This window comes from Lewinella sp. LCG006, assembly GCF_040784935.1.
GTDB lineage: Bacteria > Bacteroidota > Bacteroidia > Chitinophagales > Saprospiraceae > Lewinella.
In genome coordinates this window covers 2,233,849-2,250,417 of the sequence record NZ_CP160680.1, presented here as the reverse complement: position 1 = coordinate 2,250,417, position 16,569 = coordinate 2,233,849, and the positions used below count along the sequence as shown (strand labels likewise).

Here is a 16,569-nt window from a genome sequence, read left to right as displayed (position 1 = left end):
CAAGCGTGAAGATTGCGCTCGGGCTGAAAGCCCAAGCTACCCAACTCACTAAACCGGAAGTGGTAAAGAAAAAGCAAGCAATGGGTGGATTTGAGCACCTTCATTTTGAGCCTTCTTTTCAAAGGCAAGCGGAGCCTGTTGTGCTTGATCGATTAATATTGACGCTGGTGAAATTGCTTCCACTTGGAGGTGCTGAGAGATTTTTAGAATACTGATGCGTTCATTGCTGAGATAAACAATAGCAGGAATCACGACCTGCGCGGGTAAGTCTGCCGTACTAATTTTTCCCGTTAAAAAGGACGGATTCAGCGTGCGCAGCTGTGTTGGCGACATGCAGAAGTACCGTGCAATATCAGAAAGCCGGGTAGATTTGGTAACGGTCACTACAACTGGAGGACTACTTAGGCGAGGTACAGACAAGCCAAAGGCTTGAGGTTTACGCGCAATCCTTGCAATGGTAAGTACCCTGGGGATATAACGCCTGGTTTGTTGAGGTAGAAAACGGCTGATTTCATGATAAAAATACCCACCGGATCTCCGCTGTGCTTTTCGCACATTACTGGCGCCGCAATTATAGGCAGCTAGGGCCAGGAGCCAATCGTCGAATTGCTGGTGGAGTTGCTTTAAGTATTTTGCTGCGGCAACGCTGGCCTTGTACGTATCCAGGCGTTCATCTACTTGTTCATTAATGGTCAACCCAAGACTACGACCGGTTCGAGGCATGATTTGCCACAACCCAACGGCACCCGCAGGAGAAACCGCGCTGATCTTTAATCGGCTTTCTGCTAAGGGAATGTATTTTAGCCATGCTGGGATATCAGCATCAACAAATGCTTTTTCGATGGTCGCCTCAAAAAAAGGAAGTTGCTTGAGCATTTTTATCGTCTCCTTTTGGCCACTGACAGTATAGCGGAACAGCGCCTTGTCCAGGTAAGTAGCATCTTTGGGAGCTAGGCAGTCTTTTAAGTAGCTTAAGTCGGCAAGACAATCCGACTTCAAAAGAGGGGAGAAAGCAAAGGTGCCGATGAGGCACAGCAATACTTTTTTGAGTGGGTTTCTCATGGTATAGGGCGTTGTGCACCAGCTTTGCAATATTTTACACTGATGTTTAATCAGGGCAAGTCTATTACAGCCAGTATCGTTTTCTCATAGGGGAGCGCCGAAAGAAAATTTTCTTTCGGCGCTCAAAGTCAAAAGTCAAAAGCGTGTGTGTTGTGTAGTTAGTTGCTAGTGGATCCACTGGGTGTAGAAGCCTCTCAAAACTCTTGTTATGAACTGTTTACGGGATAGGATAAAGAAGGTTGCACTGGGGGAATAAAAAACGTCCCTTTTTCACCTAAGGGAAAAAGGGACGTTCGTCTTTCACACAAAACCAAAGCGTACTGTTTGTGCTGTTTTTTGGTTTACGGTTTAGCTACGCGTTGTGGCAGATAAACAGTAAGTGGCTGGTTGACGGTAATCTTGTTGTTGATCAAACCGTTCCAGGCAATCAAGTCTTTTGGGCTACATTGAAACAAAATAGCCAATGTTTCCAGTTTGTCGCCAGCTACCGTCGTGTACTCACTTTTTTGGTGATTAGCAGGTACTGGTAGTGAGCTGGTGTCGATATAGCGCCCTTTAAAATCGGCGGCTACATGCGTAGGTACAGTGATAAACTGGCCTTTGGCACTCGCTGGCACCAAACCCTGCAAGTAAGAAGGGTTTAGATAAGTCAGTGTACGGTAGCTCAGTTCCAATTGGCGTGCCAAGGTTCCGAGATGCAGCGCACGGGTAACTTTGAAAGTACGCGTATCAAGCATATCGTAGTCTGGCATGCGAGGGGTAATATCGTGAGCCGCATGGTAGTTCATCAAGTAAGCTGCTGCAATAAAGCGAGGCACATAATGCTGTGATTCAGAAGGAAGGTACTGACGTACGGTCCAGTAATCAGAGCTATTAGCGGAACGCATTGCTTTTCTTACCCGGCCAGGGCCACAATTATAGGCTGCTAGCACAAGGCCCCAATCTTCAAATTGTTCGTACAAAGAAGCCAGCATTCTTACAGCTGCTTCTGTCGCTTTGTGCGGATCAAGCCGCTCATCAATTTGTCCGTTTACCGTTAGACCATAGAGGCGAGCTGTACTAGGTACAAATTGCCACAAACCTGCAGCACCTACAGCAGAAGTAACGCTAGGGCGCAGAGAAGATTCAATGATCGGTAAATACTTGAGCGTTTCAGGAAGCTTATAAAGCCGTAAATAATGCTCAAAGATCGGGAAGTAGATTTTTGCACGACCCAGAATGTACTCTGAGTCACGCTGTCCTTCCACCGTGAAACGGCGGATAACAGATTTGATCTGTGGGGAGTTTTGAGCGGCAAAAGGAAGATCCATTTGGTTGATCCGCTCGTTCATGAGCTCATCCGAAAGGCGATTGAAAGTGTAGGGTGAATTTTCAGTTGCTCTGGGATAAGACGTAGTGTTACCTGTTACCACGGCCGCAAATAAGAGGGCCGTGACAAGGATTGTCCACGGGAATTTCATTCTTTTCAGTTTCGTCAAACAAAGCCGGTTGTAGTTTTGAAATATTAAATCACTGGGGATTACAGTGATTGGGGATATAATATTTCTTAACTGGGGTAAACCGGGTTTCACTTGCTTTATCCTTTTAAAAGATAAATTGTTACTTGTCATCGTAACTTTAACAAATGATGTTGCCACACTGTGCGGTAACTTGAGCGCAAAATTATTCCCTTTTTCAACGGATAGCAAGTTTTGCGGGGTAACACATTGAAAAAGAGCCTAGTTTCCTATTTTTCAGAGGGTTGGGGAGTTTAAAGAGTGAAATTTTCTCCTTTGTTTCTATGCTTTATGGTGGTTCTGTCCATATAAATCGCCGGAAGGGTAAGACGCGGCAGAATAAAATAACGATCTTGGGGTCTTTCTGGCGAAGCGATCATTTAAGTGTTAAAGTTTTGTTAAAAAAGTAAGAAATTTAAGCATGAGCCTCGTTTGTTGATTCGTATTTATAATTAATATAAAGTGTTGATGGAGATAAACATATTAGCATTTGGGATAGCCAGAGATATTCTTGGAGGCCCAAATATTAAGTTATCCAGCGAGAAAAACCTGACGGTAGGCCAGTTGTTGGAGCTACTCAAAGAACGCTACCCCGCTTTTAAAGAATTGACTTCATTGGCGATAGCTGTAAACGCTGAATACGCTGGTGAGAGTCAACTTATCAGTGCTGACGATGAGGTGGTCATTATCCCTCCAGTAGCAGGAGGATAGGGCCACTCGATTTTATACACAATACGAATACCTCATTATGGCTATTGATATACAACTATTGAGTACTCCGTTAGATGCGGCGGCCTGTCAGCAATGGGTAGCGGCCCCCGATAAGGGTGGCTTGGTGCTATTTGTGGGTACGGTGCGCAACCATACCCAAGGCAAGGAGGTCTTACGCCTTGATTTTGAGGCTTATGAGCCAATGGCGATTAAAGAAATGCATAAAATCGCTACTACGGTTACTGAGCGCTGGCCGGGAAGTAAGGTGGCCATCCACCACCGTGTAGGGGAGCTGGCTATCGGAGATATTGCCGTGGTTATTGCTGTAGGCACCGCCCATCGCGCGGCGGCCTTTGCTGCTTGTCAATATGCCATTGATACCTTAAAAGAAACGGTACCCATCTGGAAGAAAGAGATTTTTGCGGATGGAGAAGTTTGGGTGGCGGCCCATCCTTAGTCTGATGTTGATTACTTTAACCGTTGTTGCATTGGTATTGGCTTCCCTGGTGCAATACTTTTTTTGGGGGATACGTTTCCAGCGGTTTGCCAAGTACCAATTGCCGGAGCTACCCATAAAGCCAACAGAAGAACTTCCCCCGGTCACCATTATTATATGTGCGCACAACGAAGCGGAGCAACTGCAAAAAAATCTACCTTTTTTCCTTGAACAAGACTACCCGAAATTCGAGGTGTTGGTAGTAAATGATAATTCTTCAGATAAAACTGAGGAAGTTGTTTTGGAATTTCAAAAAAAATATTCGATCTTACGCCTGCTTTCGATGAAGGAGCAAACTCCTCCGGGTAAGAAAGCAGCTTTGAGCTACGGCATTACACAATCGAGCTTTGAATTACTTTTCCTATCTGATGCTGACTGCCAGCCTATAAGCAAGCAGTGGTTGAAGATGATGCAAAGATCATTTCTGAAGAACAAAACCATTGTTCTTGGTTATGGTCCCTACCAAAAACGAAGAGGATGGCTTAACCGCTTTATTCGCTTCGAGGCTTTCTACACTGCCATACAATATTTATCATTTGCATTAGCTGGCCATCCCTACATGGGTGTTGGGCGTAATTTAGCCTATCACCGATCTATTTTTTGGCAAGCCAATGGCTTTAGCAAGCATGCTCACCTCATATCAGGAGACGATGATCTTCTGGTAAACCAGGTAGCTTGTGCGGAAAATACTACGATTAATGTTTTTCCGGAGACCAGAGTTTACTCTCGTCCCCATTCCTCTTGGCGAGGCTACTACATCCAAAAACGACGCCACCTTAGTGTAGGCAGTTATTATCGCTGGCAAGATCAGATCGCACTAGGTGCTTTGGCTTTAAGCCATTTCATCTTTTACGCGGCTACTTTCCTTTTGTTAATACTCCTTCCCGAAGTGTGGTACTATCTGACACTAAATTACATGGTGCGGATGGGAGTAGTCCTCCGGGTATCATTGGGAGCCAGTAAACTCCTGGGCGAGCAAAATTTGCTGCCCTTTCTCCCCTTACTGGATTTTCTATACCTAGGTTATTACTTCTTATTCGTGCCGACATTATTAACCGGTAGCCGAATACAACAATGGAAGTAGCAGTTAAAAATCCCAGACTTACGCAAAAAGCACTCAATGATTTTGAGCTCGTAGAACGAGCTAAAGATGGGTGTCAGCAGTCGTACACCTTACTCATGGAACGTCACAAATCCAGCATCTATCACTTGATGCTGAGAATGACCAATGACCGTGAAGACGCCTATGATCTCACCATGGAAGCTTTTGGTAAAGCTTTTACCCGAATGGGCTCTTACGTACCCACTTATGCCTTTAGCACTTGGCTCTATAAGATAGCCGTCAATAATTGTATTGACCATGTTCGCAAGAAAAGATTGACAGTGCTGTCTATTGATGAAAGAATGGACGAAGAAGGCCAGCAAGATTATTCCAGCACCCTACACGCTACGGGCCTCAATCCCGAGGAAGCCGTTATTCGGGAACAACGGATAGGTTTGATGCGGCAGGTACTAGGGCGCTTGAACGAAAAATACCGTACTATGATTGAGTTGCGCTATTTTCAAGAGCTGAGTTATGATGAAATAGCTACCGAGCTTGATATTCCTTTAGGAACGGTGAAAGCACAGCTATTTAGAGCCAAAGAATTGCTTTTGGATTTATTGAGCCGCCCGGGTGCTAGTGCTTATTTGGAAGTACACCGTGGGCATCGCCGAGCCGCAGCAGTTTGAGCTTATAAAATTGAGAGGTTACCATTGGAGTAAACCATTTTTTACCGTTTGCTCCCCCAGCCTTGTTAGTGGTTTTTGACTGCTAACAAGGCTTTTTCTTTTTTACCTTTGCGGAATAATACTTAATAATCAATGGCCTCAATTGCAATAGAACAACGCCTGAGCACTCTTTTTGAGGAGTGGGCGGGTGAAATCCCAACATTGGTACTCCCACTTGCTCCTTCCGGTTCGGATCGTATTTATTACCGGCTACAGAGTAAGCATAAATTGGCAGTAGGGGCCTACAACCCACACCTGCAAGAAAATGAGGCTTTCCTGAGTTTTTCCCGGCATTTTCATGCCAAAGGATTACCTGTGCCGGAAATTTTTGCAGAAAATCTGGCGCAGCATATCTATCTGCAAGAAGACCTGGGCGCAACTACCTTATATAGTTATCTCTTGCAAAAAGGAGACTACTTCCCGGATTATCTGGTGAAAATCTACAAAAGGGTTGTAGAGCAACTCGCTCGCTTGCAAGTACTCGGAGGGGATGGTTTGGACTATGAAAAATGCTTTCCTCGCACCAACTTCGATAAGCAGTCGATGTTATGGGACTTCAACTACTTCAAGTATTACTTTTTAAGGCTGGCTTATATTCCTTTTGACGAACAGGCCCTGGAAGAAGACGCTCATACTCTCTCGGATTTCTTGTTGGAGACCAATACCGATCATTTTATGTTCCGGGATTTTCAGACCCGCAACATCATGATCAAGAACGGTGAACCCATTTTCATTGATTACCAGGGAGGGCGCCGGGGTGCATTGCAGTACGATTTGGCCAGCCTGCTCTATCAAGCTAAGGCCAACATCCCAGAAGATATCCGGGAAGAATTGCTGCACCATTATCTAGATGCTTTGGAGCCGATTTGCCCCATTGATCGTGAGGCTTTCATCCCTCACTATTACGGCTATGTATTCATGCGTTGTGTACAGGTGTTGGGCGCGTATGGCTTCCGCGGCCTTTACGAGCGAAAAGAGCACTTTTTGCAGAGTATTCCTTTCGCTTTGCGAAATATAAAATGGCTCTTCGACAACGATAAAATACCCGTAGCTATCCCGGAATTGCGGCGGGCACTGGAAGAGTTGATCGCCTCAAAACAATTTGAACCCTTTGATAAGATCAAGGCAAGCTCCAGTTTACTCACCGTAGGGATCAATAGTTTTAGTTACAAACAAACAGGTGTACCTGAAGACACAAGCGGCAACGGCGGCGGCTTTGTTTTTGATTGTCGCTTTATTCACAACCCCGGCCGCTATGAGCCCTACAAAAAACTGACCGGAAGAGATGAAGCGGTGATTAATTTTCTTCAGCACCACAGCGAAATAGGCAATTACCTCCAGGATGTTTACCGTATCGTAGACAACGCCGTTGAAGACTACATTGACCGTAGTTTTACCCACTTACAAGTAAACTTTGGCTGTACCGGTGGGCAGCACCGTTCGGTTTATGCAGCGGATTGCCTGGCGCGGCATATCAAGGAGAAGTATGGTGTCAAGGTGGTATTGCACCACATTGAGCAGGAGAAGAAGGATTGGAAGAATTAATTCCCTCCCTCAATTTCCATGTCCAAAAATTCTGGCTCATCACTGTTAGGGTCTTCCTGGTATTCAGGAATGTCCCGCCAATCGAGAGGTTCATCAACGAGTTCGATGATGGTGCCAAAGATGCGTTCCAACTCGTAGTGGATGTCGCGTTTGCGAGCTTCGCTTTCCTGAAAATCATTTTGTACCCGGCGTTTGTCAGAGACAAAGTTGTAATTGTCCAGGTTGCCTAAAATAGCGTAGTAAAGGTTGAAGAAGCCCTTTCTCTTTGCGGGCTTCGGCTTGAGTTTTGGATTGTGTCGGCGGAAGCGATCGGCCATCACTTGTCCGGCATTCACCTTTACAAAGTAGTTGATGTCCTGCTCGAAAGTATGCTCTCCACTAATGGTCATGTTGAGCGCATTGCTCTGGATAAACATCACGGGGATGTAGAGTTTACTGTTTTTTACCTCGAAGAAGTTCTGGAGATTGGTAAAACGTATCTCTCTTAAATCACGGATGTTTACGAAAGAAGAAAAATCTTCCAGCATCGCAAAATTTTTCAACACCCCGTCTTTGAGCCCAACACCAGCCAAAACCCGGAGTTGGTCCTCTACAAAATTGCCCGCATTGTCAAAGTGGGCTTCAATAAAAATTCGGGTATCAAGGCGTCCTTCCAGGTTGTCAGCTACGAGGAAGTCTTGACCAAAATTTTCTGCTTGGCGGAAGAATTCATAGATGTTTATCCTGTTGCCACTCAGTTTTGCGGTCAACACAGGGGCTTCTGTAAACTTCATCTCACCATCCAATAGGAATTCACCATCCATGGTTTTGGTGTTGCCGGCAATGGTCATTGTACCGTCTTTGAAGGTGAGGTTGCCTTTGAAATCTTGTCCTTCGATTAACTCGTAATTGAAACTTTGGATGTCGGCAGCGAAGGTACCATCCAGGAATTGGGTGAAAAATTGTCGCTTTTCCACTTCCGCCTGAGCAAGGGAGTCGACTGTTCCAGTAGCCTGGGCTTCTTCCTGGGCCATTTCAGATGGAGCTCCGAAGGCCATGAGTTGGTCAATATCCAGTTCGGTTGCCCTTAAGCGCGCATCAAAAAAGAGCGTAGCTCCTTGTGAGTTGACGGAATCAGCCAGTATGACGGGAAGGAAATTGGTGGCGCGGCCGTCGAAAAACATTTGCGTACCTGGTGCTTCCAGCGTGATTGCTTTGGCGAACATGGTATTTTGTTCTAGCGTGATCTCGCCGCTGCTTAATTTCAGATCTTCCCCGTTGATGGTAAAGCCAGCGTCGGCAAAACTTACGGAGCCACTCATGTCTACCCTTCCAATGCTGCTGCTGCGTAGCATGTCCTCGTACCGACCTCTTATATTAAGTCGGTTGATATGAATTTTTCCATTACCGGCAGTAATCCGCTCGTCGGGAATGAAAGCAAGGAGGGCACCAGGGGCCAAGGTGCCATCAGCTGCAAAAACGACACTGGGTTCGGTGAAATTCTCGATCGTCAGATCAAGCGCAAAAGGTTCGCGCTCAAATTCACCGTGGAGGTTTTCAATCACCAATTTTGAGGTCTTGTCGTTTTGTTGGGGGCCATTGGTATAATACGCCAAAAAGCCCAGGTCGCGGACCCTGGCATTGACCCGCTCGCCAGAGATACGACCATCAGAGAAGCGAAGCTCGGCGGTTATTTTTGGTTGTTTTTGCTTGGTTTGTATTCCTTGAATGGTTGCATTCAAACTAAAATCACCATCCGTCTCTATACCATTTAACTGGTTTTTATATTCGTCAGGAAGCAAGGTGAGGACATCTTGCAATTGCCCATCCTCACTACTAAAGCTTAGGTCGATGTAGGTTTCTTCCCCTTGGATGCGGAAATTACCCGAGGCTTCCAGGGGGAGCTCTCCCACTTGAAGTTGTAGTTTGTCAATTTGGTATTGGCCTTCCTCTGAATTGACGGCAATTTCTGTATTGTAAATCAGTGGACGATTGCTGAGCAGGTTGCTGCCGTCAGATTCCAAATATTGGACAAATAAATTGGCATCACTCTTTAGTTGGTATTGGCTACTGCCAAAATTTCCGGCGAAAGTCGCTTTTTCTATATCCATCGTCAGGCGTTGCTTGCTCTGCGCGTCACTATAAAAAAGCTTCATGTTGCTTACCACCGCTTTTTCCAGATTGATGCTTGCAGAAGCTTCCCCTTCGGTAGGGGTTGCGGCCACCTCTTCTTCGTCTTTGAAGATGTCATAGTTGGCCTTGCCTTGCCGGTCGATCGCAATCCGCAAGACGCCATCACTGAGCACCACTGATTTGAGTTTGATGTCTGAACTCAGCAGGCTCCACAGTCCTGCTCGAAAAGAAAGTTCTTCGGCCAGTAGAAGATCTTCCTGGTCGGTTCCTTTGAGTTTGACTCCTCTGAGGTTGGCACCGATGTTGGGGAAGGTCCTTAGAAAAGAAAGTTCAAAGCCCTCTACCTCCAATTCGCTTTTGAGTTGTTGATTTAATTCCCTGACGACGCGTTCGCCAATTTGGTCTGAAAACAGGCTAGAAACCAGAAAAACCGCCCCACATAAGAGCAGAAAAAGAATGCTAAAGATGATGAGCAAACGTTTGAAGAAGCGTTTCATAGTAATTGAAGTGGATATACAGGTAAAAATACGGAAGTCAGAGAGGAAAAAAATTTATTTTTTTTTGCTGGGGTATTGCACAGAAAAAAAATAGCTTCTATATTTGCAGTCGCTTAACGCAAAGGGCGATTAGCTCAGTTGGTTCAGAGCACCTCGTTTACACCGAGGGGGTCGGGAGTTCGAGTCTCTCATCGCCCACAAAATTAGGAATCTACTTCGGTAGGTTCCTTTTTTTTTGCCCCAAACTTTTCCTATCTTTGGTGGCCTATGATATTTAGCAATACGATTAATAAGTTTAGCGGTGACCCCACTGCTACCGCGTTTTTTGAACAACTTTTCGGGGGGTATTTCCATTTGGGCATTTATCGCCCAGATTCCTTAAGCTTAATTGAGGCTTGCGAGCAGACAACGGCCAAGATGGTGCGGTTGATTCCTAAAATTGCGAAGAGTACCAAAATGCTGGTTATTGGTTCGCAGTTAGGAGCTACCGTGTTAGCGCTGGAAAGGGAGTTTGGCTGCAAGATCGAATGCCTTGATCCTAATACGGACTACAATCAGCTCCTGGAAAAAAAGATTACAGCGGAAGAGATGGAGAAAAAAGTGGGCGTTTCTGAAGGCCTGCTGAGCTCTTTTCCGTTTGATCGCGAGACCTTCGACATTGTCTGGGCGCAGGATACCATGATTGGTGTTGAGAAGAAAGCTAAGCTTTTTAGGGAAGTACAAAGAGTGCTCAACCCCAAGGGGCGTTTCGTTTTTACGAGTCTGGTGAAAAAGGAAGGAGCTTCAGAGGATGCCTTGGCTACCGTAGCCGACCTGTTGGAGTTGGATAGTTTTCCTGAGGTTTCCAATTACGAGAAATTTGCTGACCGGGCCTTGTTACTCAAAGTCTATACCGCGATGCTCTCTCAATACCTTCCTCAGCATTTGGCAGCACTCCGGAGTGCGATTACTGCTCCGTTTCCAGATGGTCTCAAAGCTCCCTCATCTGACTTTTTAGAAAGTCTGGAGCAAGAGCTCTCTACCTGGGAAAATGCCGTAAAACAAGATGCACTCGAATGGGGCTTATTGATTTTTCAAAAGATAAACGCCTAACATATAGTCTGAAAAGCATCAGGCAGGGTGATGTGATCGCCCTGCCTGATGCTTTTAGTGAAAACTTCAGATTAATTCGTTCGAACGACAATTCCTCCGTAGCTCATTCTTGCCTTAATGCTACTGTTGCCACCATTGCCCATGGTGCCTCTTACCTCGTGAGAGTTGCCATTTTGGGCGTCGTAGCTGGTTCTCACACCGGTTGATGGTAGGCGAATATCCGAGTAATTGCCTGCTAAGTCGAGCGAACAATTCATGCCAGGGTCCATATTGATTTTGAAATCAGTATAGCGACCATTAAGGTTGATTTCGTCGAAGCTGGGATCGATCTTTCCGGTTTTGGCAGAGCCGTAGGCCATATCGAGATTCATACGTCGTGAAAGGCGACCTACCAGGACACTGGTGTAGTGCGTTTCGCACACCACTTCTTCGGCAAAGCCAATTTCTACATTATCGTACTTACCGTTGTTGCGAAACTCCCGTATTTCCCCCAGTTTAAAATTGGAATAGCGTGAGTCACTAATAATATCTCCTGCTTTCGCAACATCGATATTGCCATAGCGAACATCAATCGTCAAGTCACTGGCTTCTTCTATATCAAGGTTGCCATAAGACAGGTCTACTTTTAAGTCACGGCCACGATTGACGGAGCCATTGCCGTAAGCCAGGGTGATATCGCTATCCTCTCCGAAGCCATCAAGTTTGAAGTTGCCATACTTGACCTGGAATTTACCTGCTCCACCGATAGCGGCGGCGTACACATCACAGTATTTAGCGGTTACATCCAAGTTGCCAGCTGCGGGCATGAATACTTCATAGTTGATGGAGAATTCATCGCTGTTATCTCCCCATCCCCACCAACTGGATTTTTTGTCAGCAATTTCAGTGATGGCAGATACATTGCTGCTGCTGTTGGAAAAACTGATGCTGATGCGTTCGAAGACCTCTTGGGCATCTTCTTCGCTTTTGGCATCGACCAAAATTTTTACAGAAACGCGGACATTGTTCTGGTCCCAGGTTTTGATGTCAATTTTTCCGTGTCGGTTCGAGAGTTGTACCAGGCCATTAGATGCCATGTTGAACTGTTTATTAATGGTCTTTGAAAACTCTCTTGAAGGCGTGTTTCCGGCCGTCAGGCTACTGACGGTGAGCAGGGCAGCGAAAAAAAGGCTGCCCGCCCGGAGTAGTTTAAATACTGGTTTCATTGCTGTTGTTGTCTGGTGTAGTAATACTGTTGTCAAGATTTTCGATGCGCTCCAGAATACGCTCAAGAATTTGCAGCTTGAGGCGATAACTGTCGATTAGTTGTTGAACGATCATTTCTTCTTGTCCGGTAGGAGCATTGGCCAAGTCTTCCCGAAGCTCTACCATGGCATTGTCTAATTGCTTAAGGTCAGCATCAATTTCGGGGTCTTGGGTATAGGTAGTTAAGCGGGCATAATTCTCCTGAATGCGTTGATTGTAGTATTGCTCCATCTCTGAGAATTCAGGAGCCACTTCTTCAATCATTTCTTGTGCGGTAGGTTGTTGTGTCTGCTGGTTGAGATAAGCACCTCCCGCTCCTCCAACGGTGAGTAAGATCAGTACCGTAGCGGCGATCTGGTACCAAGGACGGCTGACGCGTAGCTGGCCCGAAGGTTGCTCCTCTTCACCGTTAAGGTCTTTTTCAATGGCGGCCCAAAGCTTGAGACTAGGGCGCGCGTCATCAAAAGCATCCTTGTTGTCAAGGATGAATTTTTCTAAATCGTTCTGTTGCATTTTTCACTCGCTTTATATCCTCGGACCTGGCAATATGCTCAACCCGATGGAGATAATCCTATTTAAATCAAACACGGGCAATTGACACTAATCAATCTTCTGTGCTTGTAAAATTTCTTTTAACCTTTTGCGGGCCCGGCAATACTGCGACTTTGACGTCGCTTCACTGATCCCCAAAATGTCTGCTATTTCCTGATGATCGTAGCCTTCAATGGCGTAAAGACTGAAGACGGTACGGTAACCATCGGATAACTGGGTCATGGCTTGTTTGATGTGTTCTACCTGCATTCCTGCCGGTGCCGGTGGCTCGGATGATTCATCAACAGGGTCAATTTTTGCATCCCATTCCGAAAACTGAAGCTTTCGTTTTTTGTGGAAGTTGATGCAGTTGTTCACCACGATTCTTTTTATCCAGGCACCGATAGCACTCTCAAAGCGGAAGGTGTCAATCTTTTTGAAGATCTGCACAAAAGACACTTGTAAGACATCTTCGGCATCGTGTTCATTGCCTACCATTCGTAGGCATACATTAAACATCGCACGGTTGTAGTGCTTGTAAAGCTCAAACTGAGCCTGCCGATTACCGAGCTGACATTCCTGGATGATTTCCCGATGCGTATTTACGTAGTCCAAAGTGGCCCTTTTGCTTTTCATGACCAATGTTGCCATCACTCTAAAGTATAAAATTGCCGGGGAACAAACGCCCCCGGCTTTTTTTAAATTACAGTGGGGTGATTCTGTTTTACTTACATGGGTAATGACAGGGGGCGGATGCGAAGGTTGCACAGGGAGAAGAAAATGTTAAAAAAAATTAAGAGGCAATAACTTTAGCGCACTTTAGCAAGCCAAAGAGGAGCCAGCGCAAAATTATTAATCGTTCTCTCCCAGAATGTCTTATTTTTACCTCGGGACTGCATAAATAACTGGGATGCACGAGCATAAATATTCTGTTTTTTTAGGGGTGTTGTTATTCCTGCTGCTCGTCAGTTGTCAGGGAACTGATTTTTTTCTGGCGGTACCTGGCAGTACCCCGCCAGTAGCGGTGCTGAAAGAGGTCCAGACGAATTATAAATTAAGAACCTTCACTCAGGTCTTAGTTGACAGTACGGGTAGCTATACGCTGGACGATGTGCTACAACCCGCCCGACAAAGCGAGTTTCTGTTTTATGAAGAATACCCCCTTCCTGTAGAGAATTATCAATACTATTGGGGAAAGATTCAGGTGGAAAACCGTTTGCCGGAAGCAGATCAGTACCCTGAATGGGTTTTCTCTTTTTCAGATACCTGGTCTGTGCTGGAAGTGTACCTTCCCACCCCAGATGGTTCCTGGGAGCAACAAGCTAATGGTGCTTTTACGCCATACTCCCAAAAGAAATTTGTGCCTTCCACCAGAAGTAATTTGGTGAAAACAATCTTACCGCCCGGAGAGGTTGTTACCATCTATTTTCGTGGGATCAGTGAACAGCAAGCGATTGTCCCTTCTTTTTACCTCTATGCGCAACCACTCGATGATTTTTATGACAAATTGGTGATCGACAAAACGGGCAACTCCATTTTTATCGGTTTTTTATTGATGATGTTGTTTTACAACCTGATTGTCTACTTCTTTGACCGCGACCGCAGTTTTGTCTTCTATGCTGGTTACATCCTGGCCGTGGTGCTATACGTCAGTTTTTCATCCAGTGACCTGACCGACTGGTTGGGTAATGTGCTGTTTACGCAACATCCGGCGTATTACAGCTTGTTTAAGCTGGTCTTGTTTGGAGGATTGATGTGTTATCTCGCGTTCATTCGTAGTTTCCTGGATTTAGAGCAGTTGTTGCCTAAGTGGGATCGTTACTTTAAGTACCTTGTTTATTTAGGAATTCCGTTAATCGCATTGTCCATAGTGCTGTCTGTTTACTCTAACTTCAGCTATAAAGTGGAAGATCGGGTGAGCATGTTCTACATCGCCTTGGTGACTTTGTCTTGCTTGTTGTTCCTTTTTCCTTTGTACAAAACAGGAGATACAAAAGGGCGCTTCGTGGTAGTGGGGATTGCAATCATTACCTTGGGTTTCTTCCTGACGCTGCTCTCGCGGTTGCTGCCTACTACTTATTCCATTTTCTATTTACAAATAGGTGCAATTATTGAGGTAATCGTCTTTTCATTGGGTTTAGCCTATCGCCAACGTCAGCAGGTTCAGGCGGGGGAACAAGCCAATTTTGCGCTTAAGGAAAGCCAACTCATCCAGGAAAAAAAACAACTGGAGGCTGATCGTCTCAAAGAACTCAACGAGTTTAAAGCTCGCTTCTATACCAATATTACTCACGAATTCCGCACTCCACTGACGGTAATCATGGGTATGAGCGAGCATATCAAAGACCATCCAAAGGAGAAAACACTGATCAAACGCAACAGTGTTAACCTGCTACGGCTCATCAATCAGCTGCTGGACTTATCCAAACTAGAGTCGGGTAGTCTGGCCATGAACCCGATACATCAGGATATTATCGTTTACCTGCAGTATTTGACCGAATCTTTCTATTCCAACGCTACGCAGAAAAACATTCGCCTGGTTTTTCATTCGGAAGAAAAAGAGGTGTTCATGGATTATGACGAGGGTGTTGTACAGCAAATCGTTTATAACCTCCTTTCCAATGCATTGAAGTTTACGACGGAGGGCGGAAAAATCATTTTCCACGCGAGTAAAATAGAGGAAAAAGGGCAGCCTTTGCTCAAATTGAAAGTCAAGGATACGGGGCGGGGTATTTCTCCTGAGAATATCGATCATATTTTCGACCGTTTTTATCAAGTGAATCACGCCGACAACCAGGAAGCAGAAGGAACGGGCATTGGCCTGGCATTGACCAAAGAGTTGGTGGAGTTGCTGAACGGCCGGATTACCGTAGAGAGCGAGCGAGGGGTTGGTACCGAATTTATACTTTACCTCCCTATTGAAGCCAAAATAGCTGCTACGTCGCTACCATACGAAAGGACCTTCCCCCAACTGCCGATCGAGGAAACCCTGGACGAGGCTATTTCCTCCACACCAAATGAGGAAACACCAGAGGCCGACACTTCAGCGCTTCCCGAGTTATTGATCATCGAAGACAACCAGGATATCATCACTTACATCAAAACCGTATTAAATGGACAATATATTTTCCATACGGCCAAAAATGGGGTGCTGGGTATTGAACAAGCATTCGAAATTATTCCAGACATCATCATCAGCGATGTGATGATGCCCGAAAAGAATGGTTACGAGGTGTGCGAAACCCTGAAGCAGGACGAGCGCACCAGTCATATCCCCATCATTTTACTGACCGCAAAATCTACCCAGCAAGACAAGGTGCAGGGCCTGTCCTACGGTGCGGATGCCTACCTGACCAAACCTTTTGACAAAGAAGAATTGCTGATCCGGCTGAAAACTTTGGTAGTTATGCGCCAGCAATTGCAACGACGCTATGCCGAGAGTGCCTCAAGTATTGCTGATAATGCTGCCAGCCCTTCCATAGAGGACATTTTTCTGCAAAAACTGCACGAGCACATTCACGCCCAGCTCAGTAATGCTGAGTTTGGGGTGCCCCAACTGGCTACTGCCAGCCACCTCAGCCAGATGCAACTCTACCGTAAGCTCAAAGCACTGACGGACAAGACACCTTCTCAGTTTATCCGCTCTTACCGCCTACATCAAGGTCTTGAACTCCTCAAAAAGGGTGGGTTGACCGTTTCCGAAGTGGCTTACGAGGTAGGCTTCACTGATCCCAGTTACTTTTCCAGAACCTTTCAACAGGAATTTAAGAAAAATCCCAGTGATTTCTTAAATAGCTTATAGTCAGTTGTTTAGCATTTATTTTACAGCGTCTTGTAAGATAAGTCTATCTCTTTTTTTCCATTTCGTAAGATAAGTCCCTGCTTTTGTAAGATAGTTGAATGGCATCTCACGGCCTGGCCTGCACCTTTGTGTTGTCAGAAGGATATTGCTATTCCTTCTCCATTACTCAACACCTTTTTTACTCAACACCTTACTTATGAAAGTTTCAAA

At 45.6% G+C, this 16,569-nt stretch carries 13 protein-coding genes and 1 tRNA gene; 8 read left to right on the top strand and 6 right to left on the bottom strand.

Annotation, left to right across the window (positions count from 1 at the left end):
• Nucleotides 1-48: 48 nt before the first annotated feature.
• Both AB0L18_RS07735 and AB0L18_RS07730 read right to left on the bottom strand, forming a co-directional pair.
• Nucleotides 49-1,062 carry a lytic transglycosylase domain-containing protein gene (locus tag AB0L18_RS07735; RefSeq protein WP_367392016.1) on the bottom strand — a complete coding sequence of 338 codons (1,014 nt, stop codon included), beginning with the start codon at nt 1,060-1,062 and terminating at the stop codon, nt 49-51.
• Nucleotides 1,063-1,403: 341 nt separating this feature from the next.
• Entirely contained in the window at nt 1,404-2,522 is a 1,119-nt protein-coding gene (locus tag AB0L18_RS07730) for a transglycosylase SLT domain-containing protein (RefSeq protein ID WP_367392015.1), read from the bottom strand.
• A 504-nt stretch (nt 2,523-3,026) separates the two neighbouring features.
• Between AB0L18_RS07730 and AB0L18_RS07725 the strand changes: the two genes are divergently transcribed.
• The 5 genes from AB0L18_RS07725 (at nt 3,027) to AB0L18_RS07705 (ending at nt 7,080) form a co-directional block, all read left to right on the top strand.
• The gene (locus AB0L18_RS07725) at nt 3,027-3,269 is read left to right on the top strand and encodes a MoaD/ThiS family protein (protein WP_367392014.1); all 243 of its coding nucleotides are present in this window, start codon (nt 3,027-3,029) and stop codon (nt 3,267-3,269) included.
• 37 nt (nt 3,270-3,306) lie between these two features.
• A complete protein-coding gene (locus AB0L18_RS07720) occupies nt 3,307-3,726 on the top strand; it encodes a molybdenum cofactor biosynthesis protein MoaE (RefSeq protein WP_367392013.1) in 420 nt (139 codons plus the stop codon).
• Between the two features lie 4 nt (nt 3,727-3,730).
• Nucleotides 3,731-4,849, top strand: a complete 1,119-nt coding sequence (locus AB0L18_RS07715; protein ID WP_367392012.1) for a glycosyltransferase — start codon at nt 3,731-3,733, stop codon at nt 4,847-4,849.
• Complete coding sequence (locus tag AB0L18_RS07710) at nt 4,840-5,496, top strand: RNA polymerase sigma factor (RefSeq protein WP_367392011.1); 657 nt, start codon at nt 4,840-4,842, stop codon at nt 5,494-5,496. Before AB0L18_RS07715 ends, AB0L18_RS07710 begins: the two co-directional genes overlap by 10 nt.
• Before the next feature lie 132 nt (nt 5,497-5,628).
• Nucleotides 5,629-7,080 carry an RNase adapter RapZ gene (locus AB0L18_RS07705; protein ID WP_367392010.1) on the top strand — a complete coding sequence of 484 codons (1,452 nt, stop codon included), beginning with the start codon at nt 5,629-5,631 and terminating at the stop codon, nt 7,078-7,080.
• Here AB0L18_RS07705 and AB0L18_RS07700 read toward each other — a convergent pair.
• Nucleotides 7,077-9,689 carry an AsmA family protein gene (locus AB0L18_RS07700; protein WP_367392009.1) on the bottom strand — a complete coding sequence of 871 codons (2,613 nt, stop codon included), beginning with the start codon at nt 9,687-9,689 and terminating at the stop codon, nt 7,077-7,079. The two genes, AB0L18_RS07705 and AB0L18_RS07700, sit on opposite strands and share 4 nt — an antisense overlap.
• A gap of 123 nt (nt 9,690-9,812) precedes the next feature.
• On the opposite strand from AB0L18_RS07700, the gene AB0L18_RS07695 reads away from it, so the two are divergent.
• Nucleotides 9,813-9,887 (top strand) — tRNA-Val (locus AB0L18_RS07695).
• Nucleotides 9,888-9,956: 69 nt separating this feature from the next.
• A complete protein-coding gene (locus tag AB0L18_RS07690) occupies nt 9,957-10,781 on the top strand; it encodes a cyclopropane-fatty-acyl-phospholipid synthase family protein (RefSeq protein ID WP_367392008.1) in 825 nt (274 codons plus the stop codon).
• A 71-nt stretch (nt 10,782-10,852) separates the two neighbouring features.
• On the opposite strand, the gene AB0L18_RS07685 is transcribed toward AB0L18_RS07690, so the two are convergent.
• From AB0L18_RS07685 to AB0L18_RS07675, 3 genes are all read right to left on the bottom strand, one after another.
• Nucleotides 10,853-11,986 (bottom strand): hypothetical protein, encoded by a 1,134-nt coding sequence (locus tag AB0L18_RS07685; RefSeq protein ID WP_367392007.1) that lies wholly within the window; start codon nt 11,984-11,986, stop codon nt 10,853-10,855.
• Nucleotides 11,970-12,539, bottom strand: a complete 570-nt coding sequence (locus tag AB0L18_RS07680) for a hypothetical protein (protein WP_367392006.1) — start codon at nt 12,537-12,539, stop codon at nt 11,970-11,972. Before AB0L18_RS07680 ends, AB0L18_RS07685 begins: the two co-directional genes overlap by 17 nt.
• A gap of 87 nt (nt 12,540-12,626) precedes the next feature.
• Nucleotides 12,627-13,193 (bottom strand): RNA polymerase sigma factor, encoded by a 567-nt coding sequence (locus tag AB0L18_RS07675; protein WP_367392005.1) that lies wholly within the window; start codon nt 13,191-13,193, stop codon nt 12,627-12,629.
• Between the two features lie 274 nt (nt 13,194-13,467).
• On the opposite strand from AB0L18_RS07675, the gene AB0L18_RS07670 reads away from it, so the two are divergent.
• Nucleotides 13,468-16,359 (top strand): ATP-binding protein, encoded by a 2,892-nt coding sequence (locus AB0L18_RS07670; RefSeq protein WP_367392004.1) that lies wholly within the window; start codon nt 13,468-13,470, stop codon nt 16,357-16,359.
• The last annotated feature ends 210 nt before the right edge of the window (nt 16,360-16,569 follow it).